At 58.6% G+C, this 14332-nt stretch carries 10 protein-coding genes; 1 reads left to right on the top strand and 9 read right to left on the bottom strand.

Annotated elements, in window-relative coordinates:
• Window positions 1-84: 84 nt before the first annotated feature.
• The 9 genes from priA to ACQ4N8_RS04465 form a co-directional block, all read right to left on the bottom strand.
• Window positions 85-2667, bottom strand: coding sequence for a primosomal protein N' (gene priA, locus ACQ4N8_RS04505; protein WP_430703147.1), 2583 nt, complete (start codon window positions 2665-2667; stop codon window positions 85-87).
• Window positions 2664-3884 (bottom strand): bifunctional phosphopantothenoylcysteine decarboxylase/phosphopantothenate--cysteine ligase CoaBC, encoded by a 1221-nt coding sequence (gene coaBC, locus ACQ4N8_RS04500; protein ID WP_430703146.1) that lies wholly within the window; start codon window positions 3882-3884, stop codon window positions 2664-2666. Before coaBC ends, priA begins: the two co-directional genes overlap by 4 nt.
• Before the next feature lie 80 nt (window positions 3885-3964).
• A complete protein-coding gene (rpoZ, locus tag ACQ4N8_RS04495; protein ID WP_430703145.1) occupies window positions 3965-4192 on the bottom strand; it encodes a DNA-directed RNA polymerase subunit omega in 228 nt (75 codons plus the stop codon).
• 36 nt (window positions 4193-4228) lie between these two features.
• On the bottom strand, window positions 4229-4813 hold the full coding sequence (gmk, locus tag ACQ4N8_RS04490) for a guanylate kinase (protein WP_430703144.1): 585 nt from the start codon (window positions 4811-4813) through the stop codon (window positions 4229-4231).
• Between the two features lie 13 nt (window positions 4814-4826).
• On the bottom strand, window positions 4827-5087 hold the full coding sequence (gene remA, locus ACQ4N8_RS04485) for an extracellular matrix/biofilm regulator RemA (RefSeq protein ID WP_018751582.1): 261 nt from the start codon (window positions 5085-5087) through the stop codon (window positions 4827-4829).
• Between the two features lie 56 nt (window positions 5088-5143).
• Window positions 5144-6031: a YicC/YloC family endoribonuclease gene (locus tag ACQ4N8_RS04480; RefSeq protein WP_430703143.1), complete on the bottom strand. Its 888-nt coding sequence runs from the start codon at window positions 6029-6031 to the stop codon at window positions 5144-5146.
• Between the two features lie 32 nt (window positions 6032-6063).
• Window positions 6064-7989: a bifunctional homocysteine S-methyltransferase/methylenetetrahydrofolate reductase gene (locus ACQ4N8_RS04475; protein WP_430703142.1), complete on the bottom strand. Its 1926-nt coding sequence runs from the start codon at window positions 7987-7989 to the stop codon at window positions 6064-6066.
• A 181-nt stretch (window positions 7990-8170) separates the two neighbouring features.
• Entirely contained in the window at window positions 8171-9007 is an 837-nt protein-coding gene (dapF, locus tag ACQ4N8_RS04470) for a diaminopimelate epimerase (protein WP_430703141.1), read from the bottom strand.
• A gap of 299 nt (window positions 9008-9306) precedes the next feature.
• Window positions 9307-12105, bottom strand: a complete 2799-nt coding sequence (locus ACQ4N8_RS04465) for a calcium-translocating P-type ATPase, SERCA-type (protein ID WP_430703140.1) — start codon at window positions 12103-12105, stop codon at window positions 9307-9309.
• Window positions 12106-12438: 333 nt separating this feature from the next.
• Between ACQ4N8_RS04465 and ACQ4N8_RS04460 the strand changes: the two genes are divergently transcribed.
• Window positions 12439-14202, top strand: a complete 1764-nt coding sequence (locus ACQ4N8_RS04460; RefSeq protein WP_430703139.1) for an Rqc2 family fibronectin-binding protein — start codon at window positions 12439-12441, stop codon at window positions 14200-14202.
• The last annotated feature ends 130 nt before the right edge of the window (window positions 14203-14332 follow it).

The raw sequence follows: 14332 nt of genomic DNA, 5'->3' as shown, positions 1-14332 counted from the left end.
GCATCCGTTTAATATGAATATCCAGCTTAGCCTATTTATCAAAAATATATGTCGCGATATCCTGTTTTGATTATTGACCTGCTGCTACATCAGCATTTGCGGGTCGACGTCGATGCTGATCTGCAGCGTGGCGTCGCGCAATTGGTCGAGGGTCGCGGCAGCCGTCTCCCGGACCAGCGCAACCGCATCCAGGTCGCCGCGGTATTTCACCATGCATTGGAACCGGTAACGGTTCTTGATCCGCGGAATCGGCGAAGCCACCGGCCCGAGAATGTCGAGCGCCGCCGGCGCGAACCGGTCCAGGCTGCCAAACCAGCCTTGGCGCTGGGCCTTGGCCCGCAAATCCCCGGCGAAGTTCTCCGCCATCCGCAGCAGCAGCGGCAGCTTCTCATGCGAGAGCGTAATCAGAACCAGCTTGCTGTATGGCGGGTAATGCAGCGCCTTCCGGTGCTTCAATTCCTCGCGCACAAAGGAAAAATAATCATGGCCGCTCGCATGAATAATCGAGTAATGCTCCGGCATGTACGATTGAATGAACACTTCCCCCGGCAATTGATGCCGGCCCGCCCTTCCGGCCACCTGCGTCAGCAGTTGGAACGTCTTCTCCGCCGAACGGAAATCGGGAAAATTCAGCGCCGTATCCGCGGCGATGACGCCAACCAAGGTCACGTCGGGGAAATCCAAGCCCTTGGCGACCATTTGCGTGCCCAGCAGCACGTCGCCTTTCTTCTCGCGGAAGGCCTGAAGCAGCTTCTCGTGGGAGCCTTTCTCGCTCGTCGTATCCACATCCATGCGAATGACGCGGATGCCCGGAAACAGCTTGGCCAGTTCGCCTTCCACCCGCTGCGTGCCCGTCCCGAAATAGCGGATATGCTCGCTGCCGCATTCCGGGCATACCGCCGGCGCCGCCTCGGCATAACCGCAGTAATGGCAGCGCAAATTGTTCGACTTCTGATGATAAGTCAGCGAAATGTCGCAGTCCGGACACCCGGCCACGTAACCGCAAGTCCGGCACATCACGAACGTCGAGTATCCGCGCCGGTTCAGGAACAACACCGTCTGCTCCCCGCGTTCCAGCCGGGCGGCAATCCCTTGATGCAGCCCGCGGCTGAACATCGAGCGGTTGCCTTCCTTCAGTTCTTCCCGCATATCGACGATCTGAACCCCGGGCAACCGGCTGCCGGACGGACGCTGCTTCATTTCCAGCAGCACCGGCGCGAATTCTCCTTGATCCCCGCCCGCCGAACGCGAGGCGTGGTAGCTCTCGAGCGACGGCGTGGCCGAGCCTAAAATCACGGCCGCCCCGTGCTGGCGAGCCCGCCGGACAGCGACGTCGCGCGCGTGGTATTTGGGCGTCTCCTCCTGCTTGTAGGAGGTCTCGTGCTCCTCATCCATGACGATCAGCCCCAACCGATGGAAGGGGGCAAAGATCGCCGATCGGGCGCCGATCGCCACCTCGACGCGGCCTTCGCGAATTTTGCGCCATTCGTCGTAGCGCTCGCCGGTGGATAGGCGGCTGTGCATCACCGCGACCTTGCCGCCAAAACGCCCCTTGAAACGCTCGACCATCTGCGGAGTCAGCGAAATCTCCGGCACCAGCACGATCGCCTGCCGTCCCGAGGCGATGCAGCGTTCAATCGTCTGCAAATAAACCTCGGTTTTACCGCTTCCGGTTACCCCGTGCAGCAAAAACACCTCATGCCGCCCCGCGTCCAGCGACTCCGTCAGCCGGCGGTACACGACCTCCTGCTCCGGCGTCCGCACCAGCGGCTCGCTGCTTCGAAAGCGCCGGTCCTGATAAGGATCGCGGAACACTTCCACGTCCTCGATGAGGGCATACCCCTTCTCCGCCAGCTTCTTCACCGTTCCCGCCGTGACCTGAAGCGTGGTTAATACCTCCTGCAGCGGAAGCGGCGCGCCGACCTCAAGCAGGAACTGCAGCACTTCCTTTTGCCGGCGGGCTTGCGGGCCGAAGGAAGCGAGCGCATCCTGCGCCGCTTGGCCGCTGACCGCGGCCTCGACGCTTTTCACCGTCTTCTTGCGGATCTTGTCCTTGATCGCCTGGCTTTCCGTCAACACGCCCCGGCTGAGCAAATCTTTGATCAGCCCGGCGGCTTCCGGATATTTAACGCCGAGATGAGTCATTGTAACCGTGCCGGAAGCGCGAATATAACCCACGATCTCCTCTTCTTCCGGCGTAAGCAGTCCCGTCAGCGCAAACAGGCCGTCACCGCTCCCCGGCCATTCCCCGCCTCCAGACGGCAACGCCGCTCCGCCAACGGCAGCTTCTTCTTCACCGGACTGCGCAGCCTGGATATAACGCTCCGCCTTGCCCTTCAGCGCTGCCGGGATCATCGCCTGCAGCGCCGAAATCATGCTGCAGGCATACTTGCGGCTCATCCATTCCGCCAGCTCGACCAAGTCCGGCGGCAGGGGCGGCAGCATATCGAGCAGCTCCTGAACCGGCTTCATCCGCGACGTCTCCATTTCCGGCCGCTCATGCAAAGAAACGACAAATCCCTGAACCGTACGGCGCCCGAACGGAACGCCGACCCGGCTTCCGACTTCGATCCAGCCGGCCAGCGATTCAGGGATCAAATAATCAAAAGGCCGATCGGTCTCCCGGCTCGGCACATCCACGATTACTTTGGCCATTCGGTATGTCATCGGTTCGTTCCCGCCAAACGCGACGCGGCCAGCTCCATGATCCGCAAGGCCACTTCCTCCTTGGCCAGCTGCGGCAGCGACTGAACCCGTCCGGACGCATCGTAAATGTTGACGACGTTGGTTTCCGAGCCAAAGCCCGCCCCCTGCGCCGTAACGTCATTGGCGACGAGCAGATCGCAGTTTTTGCGCTTCAGCTTATCCATCGCGTGCTGCTCCAGATTCTCCGTTTCGGCGGCGAAACCGATCAGAAACTGGGATGTTTTCCGGCGGCCCAGCGTTTCGAGGATATCGATGTTTTTCACCAGTTCCAAGACGAGGGAATCCCCGGTTTTCTTGATTTTTTGCGGTGCGGTCTCCTTCGGGCGGTAGTCCGCGACGGCCGCCGCCTTCACCATGATGTCGGTGTCGGCCCATACCGCCAGCACCGCCTCGTACATGTCCTGAGCCGAAGCTACGCGGGTGACGGGAATGCCCGAAGGGGGCTGAACCTGCGTGTTGCCGGCGATCAGCGTCACCTCGGCCCCCAGCTGCCTCGCCGCTCTGGCGACGGCAAAACCCATTTTCCCCGAAGAATCGTTGGTAATATATCGCACGGGGTCGATCCGCTCCACGGTGCCGCCGGCGGTTACAACGACTCTCTTGCCGGCCAATGGTTTCTCCGCCAATCGGGCTTGCCGCGCATAATAATCGTTAACGACCGCGACGATCGTCTCCGGCTCCTCCATCCGGCCTTTCCCCGTATATCCGCACGCCAGCAAGCCTTCGCCGGGCTCAATCATCATGACGCCGCGCGCCGCCAGATCGGCCAAATTCCGTGTAACGGCCGGGTGATCATACATATGCACGTTCATGGCCGGAGCCACCATAATCGGCGCCTGCGTTGCCAGCAACGTCGTTGACAGCATGTCATCGGCGATTCCCGCCGCCATTTTGCCGATGATGTTCGCCGTTGCCGGCGCAACCAGCACCAGATCGGCCCAATCGGCCAGATTGATGTGCGCGATCGACTCGGGATGCTTCTCGTCAAAGGTGTCGGTATACACGAAATTTTTCGATAACGCCTGCAACGTCAACTCGGTAATGAATTTCGTGGCGGACTGCGTCATGATGACGCGAACCTCCGCCCCCTCCTTTACCAGCTTGCTGCACAAGGACGCCGCCTTAAATGCGGCTATGCCGCCGGTAACGCCTAATAGAATCTTTTTTCCGGATAACATCGCTACCCCTCGCTTTCCCCAAACAGAAAAAAATAACAACCTCGCGGTTGTCAGAATAAGAAGCCCGGAGGCCAAAAAAATTATTTGTCTTTATCGTTCTCCGGGGCCGGTTCCCCGCCTTGCTTAAGCTTGATGTAATCGCCGTAGATCTCTTCCAAGGCTACGCCGACCTGCTTATGCGATCTTGGCTGCTTCAGTTCGCTCTTGTCGCCTTCGCGCAGCTGTCTGGCGCGCCGGGAGGCGGCTACGACCAGGGAATATTTACTGCCGACCTTGCCGAGCATCTTGTCAATCGATGGATACAGCATTCAGTAACACCTCTTCTTATTAGAATCATCGCTCAATCAATTCTGACACTCTTTTCTGATTTTGCAGTGTTCGGCGATGATAATGGATTGTATTCTTTTGCAAGCTAAATCGATCTCGTCATTGACGACGGCATAATCATAATTTTCCATCAGTCCGATCTCGTGTGCCGCCACGGTCATGCGATGATCGATCGTCGCCTGATTCTCCGTGCCCCGGCCTTGAATCCGGCCCTTCAGCTCATCCAGCGACGGCGGAAGCAGGAACACGAACACGCCTTCGGGAAATTTGTCCTTGACCTTCAGGGCGCCCTGAACCTCGATTTCCAAAATGATATCACGCCCGCCGGCAAGCGTCTCTTCGACGAAGTCGCGGGGAGTGCCGTAAAAATTGCCGACGTATTCCGCGTATTCCAAGAGTTGATCCTTTTCGATCATCTCGAGAAACTGTTCGCGGCTTTTGAAAAAATAGTTGACGCCGTTCTCTTCTCCCAAACGAGGCTGCCGCGTCGTGGCGGAGACGGAATAGACCAGCTCCGGCATCCGCTTGCGCAGCTCGGTGCACACCGTTCCTTTGCCGACGCCCGACGGTCCCGATAAAACGATAAGTAACCCTTTTGACATATCTCTCTCCATTTTATTCGTCGTTGTCTTCATCTTTGGTGGACAGACGATGAGCGACTGTCTCCGGTTGCACCGCCGACAAAATAACATGGTCGCTGTCCGTGATGATCACGGCGCGCGTCCGTCGCCCGTATGTAGCATCGATCAGCATATGACGGTCCCTTGCCTCTTGGATGATCCGCTTGATCGGCGCGGATTCGGGGCTGACGATCGAAATGATTCGGTTGGCCGATACGATATTTCCGAAGCCGATGTTAATAAGTTTGATTGCCATGTTCAGGTAGTTCCCCCTAATTTGCTTGACTCACCCAACGTCAAAAGTCCCGGCTTTCATTCAAGATTCGCCGCTTGCTCACGAATCTTCTCCAATTCCGCCTTCATCTCGACGACCAGGTTGACTAGAGCCAAATGATTTGCTTTAGATCCAATCGTATTGGTTTCCCGGTTCATTTCCTGTATAAGAAAATCCAGCTTGCGGCCCACCGGTTCAAAGGCTTGCAGCAGACTGCGGCACTGCTCGAAGTGACTCTTTAGCCGAATCAGCTCTTCGTCGATATTGGAGCGGTCGGCAAACACCGCCACTTCCATCGCAAATCTCTGCTCGTCATAACTTCCCTCAAGCAGTTCGGCAAGCCGCCCTTTTAGCCGGCTTCTGTACTCGTTCACGACCTCCGGCGCCAAACGGACCAGTTCGCCGTGAATCGCCTCCAGCCGGGTTAATCGCTGATTTAGATCGGAGACCAAATGCTGGCCTTCGCGCTCCCGCATGCCCAGCAGCCCGATCACCGCTTCTTCCAACCCTTCCGTTAACACCTGCTCCCATTCGGGCTCCGCGCCGGTGACCGGCGACAATAGCTCGGGAGCCGTCATTGCGTCCGGCAGGGAAAGCAAATCCATGGCAGTGATATTGGCGTCCAAGCCATATCGCTTGCCAAGCTCCTCGGCAGCCCGCAGATACGATTCCGCTACGGGGCGGTTCAATACCAACGGCAGGGCGCTGGATTCGTCGCGTTCTTTACTGATAAAGACATCGATGCGTCCCCGTTTGATATGACGCTGAACCAGACGCCTTAGCCCGTCTTCATAGCACGTCCATTCCCGCGGCATCCGCAGAACGATCTCGGCATACCGGTGATTGACGGACTTCATTTCAAATTGCATGATATAACCGCCATAAGACCTGACGGCACTACCGTATCCTGTCATACTGTGCGACAAAGGCATCACATCCGTTACCCTATTGTAATTGATTATGTGGAGCGAGACAAGTGGGCCGAGCCCCGTTTCGACTTCTCCCGGACATAATTCAATAATGCGACATTCATTTCGTAAAACATAAACGGCGTCATCAGGTATATCCCGTTAAAATGCTCCATCGCCGTATCCAGCAGCTCCTTGGCGATCTCCACGCCCATGGCCCGGCCCTCGGCGCCTTGAAGTCCTTCCATCCGCTTGCGAACCTCCTCGGACAGTTGGATTCCCGGCACCTCGTTGTGCAAATACTCGGCGTTTTTGCCGCTGGCGAGCGGCATGATGCCGATAAAGATCGGAATGTCCAGATGCGCCGTCGCCCGCTTGACCGCCACGATCAGCTCCGGGTCGTACACCGGTTGGGTCATGATGTAATCGGCCCCGGAGGCGATTTTCTTCTCCAGCCGCTCCACCGCCTTGTGCAAATGCTTCACATTGGGGTTGAATGCCGCGCCGACGACGAATTTGGCCTTTTGCTTCAGCGGTTTTCCGGAAAAAGACACCCCGTCGTTCAACTGCTTGATCATGCGAATGATTTCGAACGAAGTCAAATCGTAGACCGAGCTCGCTCCCGGCAGATCCCCGAAACGGGCCGGGTCCCCCGTCACCGCCAGCACGTGGTCGATTCCCAGCGCATCGAACCCCATCATGTGCGATTGCGTCCCGATCAGGTTCCGGTCCCGGCAGGCGATGTGCACGAGCGGGCGCAATCCCAGCTCCGACTGCACAAGATGCCCCAGCGCCATATTGCTCATCCGCGTCACGGCGAGCGAATTATCCGCCAGCGTCAGTGCGTCGACGCCCGCCTCTTTCAAAGCGGCCGCGCCTTCCATGAACTTGCCGATATCGAGGTCGCGCGGCGGATCAAGCTCAACGATGACCGTATGGCGCTCCTTCGCCAGTTCGGTCAAGCTCGGGCGGGCCTGGCCGCGGCCGCCGGAGGAGCGATCCGCTTCGGCCCCGCCTTCCGGCGCGTCCGTTCTCTCGTTCTGCCCCGCCGCCACGGTCACGGACGGCCGCGGTTCCGGCAGCTTCCGCTCCCGGGACAGCGGCGGCACGGCGTACCCGTGCAGCGCTTGGGCCGTCGCCGCGATGTGCTCCGGCGTCGTGCCGCAGCAGCCGCCGATCAGCCTTGCCCCCAAATCGGCAAACGATTTGGCGCATTCGCCGAAATACTCCGGGGTAGCCCCATATACATATTCCCCATCCACATAGTCCGCCAAACCTGCGTTCGGGAACACGGACATCGGAACGTCCAGCGGACCGTTCAGGCTGGCCATCACGCTCATGATCCCTTTAGGACCGGAATGACAGTTAAAGCCAAGCACGTCGGCGCCTTCCTGACGAAGCACCCCGAACGCTTCCGGCACCGTAAACCCGTCGAGCGTGCGCCCGACCTGATCGACGGCGAACTGGCAGATCACCGGAACGCCGCTCAGCTTGCGGGCCCGCTGCAAGGCGATCCGCATCTCCTCCAGATCGTAAAACGTCTCGAACAGCAGCGCATCGACGTCTTCGGCCAATAGCGCGGCAATCTGCCGCTCGAAATAGTCGCTCAGCTCCGCAGCGGTCACGTTCACCCGCTTCCCGCCGCGGATCGAGCCGACCGCGCCGGCGACGAACGCCTCGCTCCCCGCCGCTTCCCGCGCAATCCGCACGGCAGCCCGGTTAATCTCCTCCACCTTCGCCTCGAGGCCGAATTTGGACAATTTATAGTAATTCGCCGAAAACGTGTTGGTCTCGATCAGCCGGGCCCCGGCCTCGATGTACCGGCGGTGGATGTCACCGATCACGTCCGGGCGCAGCAAATTGAATTCTTCGTAAGAGATGCCGACCGGAAAACCCAAATGATACAGATACGTGCCCATGGCTCCGTCGCCGACGATGATTTCTTGCTCCCAAGTAGTACGCAAATCCGGTTTCATGCTTATGCCCCCCTGACTGCCTGTAATGTCTTCCGCCCCGTGTATATCCGGTGCAAACTATTATCGTATTAATGTACCATAAATCGCTCTGATTGATAAGGTATCTCGCCCCGCCCTAGATGCAAATAAAGCCGGGGCCCCCAAACCACGGGTTCCCCGGCTTTCGCTGCTTCCTGGCAAATTAGATTTCCACGCTTCCTTTATACACCGCGGCCGCCGGCCCGGTCATGTACACGTGATTGTCCCGCTCATCCCATTCGATGAACAGGTCTCCGCCCTTCAGGCCGATCCAGGCCGCGCGGTCCGTCATCCCGTTCAGCACGGAGGAGACCAGCGTGGCGCAAGCGCCCGTGCCGCAGGCGAGCGTCGGTCCCGCTCCGCGTTCCCACACCCGCATTTCCACCCGGTCCCGGCGAGTAACGGTAGCAAACTCGACGTTGATTTTGCGCGGGAAATACGGATGCACCTCCAGCTTGGGCCCCCACGTCGTCAAATCGAAATTCGGCGCGTCGTCGACGTAAATGACGCAGTGCGGGTTGCCCATCGAGACGGCGGTAAATGCGAACTCCCTGCCGCCGGCATCGATCGGTTGATTCAGCACCGGATTGCCGGACAACGTGGTCGGCACCGCCAGACCGTCCAGGATCGGCTCGCCCATATCGACCCGGACCGTCCGCACGATGCCGTCCTCCACCTGCAAGGAGACCTGCTGTACGCCCGCGCCCAGCGTTTCGATCGTCACGTTCTCTTTATCGACCAACCCGTTATCGTACACGTATTTGGACACGCAGCGAATGGCATTGCCGCATTGCTCGGCCTCCGTGCCGTCCGAGTTGATGATGCGCATTTTGAAATCGGCCTGCTCCGACGGCAGGATGAACACCAGTCCGTCCCCGCCTACGCCGAAATACCGGTCGCACCAGCGGATCGCCAGCTCGGAAACGTTCTCCGGCAGCTCCTTTTCACCATAAAACACCAGAAAATCATTGCCCAGCCCATGCATTTTCGTAAAATCCATGTTAACCCCACTCCCGCATCCTCAGTCTATGTCAAGGGGGCGGAAACGCCCCCTTATAAATGTGTGTTCAAAAAGACAGGTTTTCAGCACTGAGAAGGTTGGATGAAGCGCTAGGGACTGAGTAGCGCAGCGTAGTTGGAGCTACGTGAGCAACGGAAGGCCCGGCTGAATTCAAGATTCGATGTCGAATCCACATCATGACCTGCATCGTGATCAAAAGATGACTTTTTGAACTACCTCTTATATAGGCTTGCCTATGGGGTTAGTCTATAGTTTGCCGGGCCGAAAAGCTATTGATTTTATGCACGAATATTTGTACTTTTCGCGGTGACGAGCGGACGCGGTCCGCCCGTCCGGCGGCGTTTGCCCGACCAGACGCTGCCGGCCCCCATCAGGAACGTCGGAATGCCTGCGGCCACCAGCGTGATCGCCCATTCGCGCGTGCCGAGCGGAACGGTCTTGAATATCGGCTGCAGCGGCTCGATGTACATCACCCCGAGCAGCAGCACGATCGATGACAAAACCGCGGCCACCAGATACTTGTTCTGCAAAATATTGCGGTGGAAAATCGACCGGGAACTGCGGCAGTCGAAGACGTGGATCAGCTGCGCCATGACCAGCGTGGCGAATGCGACCGATTGCGCTTTGACCAGCTGGGCCGGATCATCCGGCGCGGATTGCAGCGTCAGCCAGAACGCGCCCAGCGTGCACAAACCGATCAACACGCCGCGGCTGATGATCTTCCAGCCCAGCCGCCGGGCGAAAATATTCTCGTTCGCGCCGCGCGGCTTATGCTCCATCAAGTCTTTCTCCGGCTGATCGACGCCTAGCGCCATCGCCGGCAGGCCGTCCGTCACGAGATTGACCCACAAAATCTGGATCGGCAGCAGCGGCAGCGGCAAGCCGGCCAGCATGGCGAAGAACATGGTCAAAATCTCCCCGACGTTGGACGCCAGCAAATAGCGGATAAACTTGCGGATGTTCTCGTAAATGTTGCGCCCTTCCTCGATCGCCGCCACGATCGACGTGAAGTTGTCGTCGCTCAGGATAAGCGAGGAGGCTTCTTTGGACACGTCCGTGCCCGTTATCCCCATGGCGATGCCGATGTCGGCCGCCTTGATCGCCGGCGCGTCGTTGACGCCGTCGCCGGTCATCGCCACGACATGCCCGTTCCGCTGCAGCGCCTTGATGATCCGCAGCTTATGCTCCGGAGAAACCCGGGAATAAACGTAGATGTTTTCGACCTGCTTTTCCAGCTCCTCATCGCTAAGCGCCTCCAGTTGCTGCCCCGACATGGAGGAGCCGCCCCGCGGCAGGATGCCGAGATCCGTGGCGATCGCTTCGGCGGTCAGCCCGTGGTCGCCGGTGATCATCACCGTTTTGATGCCCGCCCGGCGGCATACGGTAATCGCGTCCCGCGCTTCGCGGCGCGGCGGATCGATCATCCCGGCCAATCCGACGAAGATCAACTGCGCTTCCACGCCTTCTTCATGCTCCGCGTTTTCATGCGGCTTGAGGTCGCGGTAGGCCATGCCCAGCACGCGCAGCGCGCTGCGGGCCATCTGCTCGTTGGCCGCTTGGACCCTCTGTCTTAACGTACCGGTAAACGGCACCACTTTGCCTTCCCATAAAATATACGTGCAGCGCTCCAGCAGCATATCCGGCGCCCCCTTCACCAGGGCCATCTTTCCACCTTGGTGGGATACGACGACGGACATCGCCTTGCGTTTGGAGTCGAAAGGAAATTCCTGTTCGCGTACGTACATGCCGCTTAACGAAGCGGGGGATAAGCCCATCTTCGAGGCCAGCGTCACCAGCGCGCCTTCGGTCGGATCGCCCTTCAGTTTCCACACGGGACCGGCCACGGTTTCCTCTTTCGTCTTGCGCCGTCCGCGTTTTTCCGGATCGTCATCATAAATGACGGCGTTGCTGCACAAGGCGCTGATCTGCAGCAGGCGGCGCAAGCTTTGGTCCTTGCGCAGATCGACGGGCCCTTGTTGGTCCATGATGTTGCCCACCGGTTCATAACCCTCGCCCGTGACCTGCAAAGCCCGTCCTTCCAGCCATAAACGGGTGACGGTCATTTTGTTCTGCGTCAGCGTGCCGGTTTTATCCGAGCAGATGACCGAAGCGCAGCCCAGCGTCTCGACCGACGGCAGCTTGCGGACGATCGCCTTGCGTTTGATCATGCGCTGCACGCCGAGCGCCAGGGCAATCGTGACGATCGCCGGCAGGCCTTCCGGAATCGCGGCGACCGCCAAGCTGACCCCGGCAAAAAACATGCTGCTGGCCGGCTGCCCCTGGAGAATCCCCAGCAGCACCACGACCACGGTCAAGCCGAGCGCCATATAAATCAGGATTTTGCCGAGCTGTTCCAAGCGGCGCTGCAGCGGCGTTTCCTGCACTTCGGTGTTTTGGATGAGGTCGGCGATTTTCCCCATTTCGGTATCCATGCCCGTGCGGATGACGATCCCCCGGCCCGTCCCGCGCGTAATCATCGTGCCCATGAACCCGATGTTCTTCTGGTCGCCCAGCGGCACGACGCCTTCGTTCAGAACGCCTGCATGTTTGCCGACCGGATGCGACTCGCCGGTTAACGCCGATTCTTCGACGTCCAAACTGTTGGTGGACAGCCAGCGAATATCGGCCGGAATACGGTCGCCGCTCTCCAGCACGACGATATCCCCCGGTACGAGGTCCCTGGCCGGAACATGCTTGACGGCCCCTTGCCTAAGCACGTTGGCATGCGGCGCGGACAGTTGCTTAAGGGCGCGCAGGGAACGTTCCGCCCGGAATTCCTGGATGAACCCGAGGACCCCGTTCAGAATCACGATCGCGATGATCGTGACCGCATCCAAATATTCGCCCAGAAAACCGGAAATTAGCGTAGCGCCCATCAGCACCAGCATCATAAAATCCTTGAACTGATTCAAAAACAGCAGGATCGGCGATATCCGCTCCCCTTCCTGCAGCTCGTTCCAGCCGGACTCCTCGCGTCTTCGCTCCGCTTCTTCGTCGGTCAGGCCCTGCTCACGCGTGACGCCGAAGCGTTCCAGAAGCGCTTCACTACTCCACTGGTGCCAGTTTTTTTGTTCCATCCTCCTTATTCCCCTCCCGTTGGTTTAGATATCAGAAAGTGAAGCTCCCGAAACATCTGCTGTCTGATATCGCAAGAAAAACCGCCGCTCTCCGCGGCCTGTCTCTTTTGAACGTATGCCGACAGAAGTTTTTCTCATGCAGTTTCGGCGTGAAGGCTTTTCCACCTAGGGTAAATGTATTCCGGCCAGTCCCAAATTATCACATGGGCACCCTTAAGTTTTTGCCCGAAGTATGGCATCATAGAGGAAGCGCCGCCTTTTGACGGCACCGGCTCCAACCGTTATGATTAGCCTCATATTATCGATTAAAGACAGAACAGGAGATTTCTGAACATGGCACTCGACGGCATCGTAACAAGAGCGATCGTACATGAACTGCAAGCCTGCATCGGCGGTCGCATCAGCAAAATACATCAGCCCGCGGCCAGCGACATCGTCTTTCACCTGCGGGCGCAAGCCGGCAACAAGCGGCTGCTGCTCTCGGCGAATCCCACGTACCCGCGCATTCATTTCACGGAGGAGTCCTTCCCCAATCCGCTGGAGGCGCCGATGTTCTGCATGCTTCTGCGCAAGCACTGCGAAGGCGGGACGATCGAATCCGTCGTCCAGGTCGGCATGGAGCGGATCATCCATATCGATATTCGCTCTCGCGACGAACTTGGCGATCTTTCCAGCAAACGGATCATTGTCGAAATGATGGGGCGCCACAGCAACCTGATTTTAATGGATCCGGCCACCGGGATTCAGCTCGACGGCATTCACCACGTCACGCCGGCCATCTCCAGCTTCCGGATCGTCATGCCCGGTTTCGCGTACACGGAGCCGCCGGAGCAGCATAAGCGCAATCCGCTGGAAACGGACCGGGGGGCGTTTATGGAAACCTGGCGCGAAGCCGAGGCGGAAGCGAAGGGAACCGGTTGGCTGGTCGAGGCCTTTAACGGCCTGAGCCCGTTGATCGCCGGCGAAATTTATGCCCGGGCGGGATTGGGGACCCAGGCGGTCCAAGTCGGCTTGAACCCGGACGAAGCGGAGCGGCTATGGCAGGCTTTTTCCGGACTGATGGGGGAAATCCGCACGCACGCCTACACCCCCGTCACCGGCGAGAACGCCAAAGGCAAAAGCGTCTTCTCCGCCGTCCGGCTGACGTCGATCCGGGGGGATGTCCGCACGTACCCGTCGATCAGCGAATGCATGGAGGATTACTACGGGGATAAAGCGCTACGGGATACCGTCAAGCAAAAAACGAGCGACCTGCTGCGATTTCTGCAAAACGAACGCAGCAAGAACATCAAGAAGCTGGCTAACCTCGAGAAGGATTTAAACGAGGCGGAGGACGCCGAACGCTACCGGATCTGGGGCGAGCTGCTGCTGCCTTCCCTGCATGCGATCCGGAAAGGGGACCTCTCCGCGGAGCTGGTCAATTACTACGACAAGGAGCAAAGAAGCGAAACGATCCCGCTAGATCCGCTGCTCACCCCTTCGGAGAACGCCCAGCGTTATTTCAAGCGATACAATAAATTCAAAAACAGCCTCGCCGTCATCGACGAACAGAAGGAATTGGCCAAGGGGGAAATCGTTTATCTCGAAGGATTGCTCCAGCAGTTGAACGATGCGACCTTAAGCGACATCGACGAAATCCGCGAGGAGCTGACCCAGCAGGGATATTTGCGGGATCGGGGAAAAAAGGGCAAGAAGAAGAAAAAAAACGACCGCCCCACGCTGCACGTCTATACTTCGTCGGAGGGCATCGAGATTTACGTCGGCAAAAACAACCTGCAAAACGAATATGTCACCAATCGGCTCGGCAAGCCGAACGATACCTGGCTGCATACCAAAGACATCCCGGGCTCGCATGTACTGATCCGCAGCGAATCGTTCGGCGAAGCCACTTTAAACGAAGCCGCCCAGTTGGCCGCCTATTTCAGCCAAGCGAAGCAGTCCAGCAGCGTGCCGGTCGACTGCACGCTTATCCGCCATGTCCGCAAGCCAAGCGGCGCCAAGCCCGGCTTCGTGATCTACGACCATCAGCGAACGCTGTTCGTCACGCCGGATGAACAGCTCATCAAGGCGCTGCCGAATGCCGTGAAAAACGGTTGAGCTTGCGAACACGAGAGGCTCGGGGCTTTTTGCCGCGGGCCTTCGCTGTCTGGCTGCAGCCTGCTTCGAAATGCAAAAGCTATTGCATTTGATCTTTCAAAAAAAAGCGGTGACCAACCGACTGCCACAG

This window comes from Paenibacillus macerans (genome assembly GCF_050565405.1).
Taxonomy (GTDB): Bacteria; Bacillota; Bacilli; order Paenibacillales; family Paenibacillaceae; genus Fontibacillus; species Fontibacillus macerans_B.
Note: the sequence above shows the minus strand (reverse complement) of the source record. Positions and strands in the feature narration are given on the sequence as shown.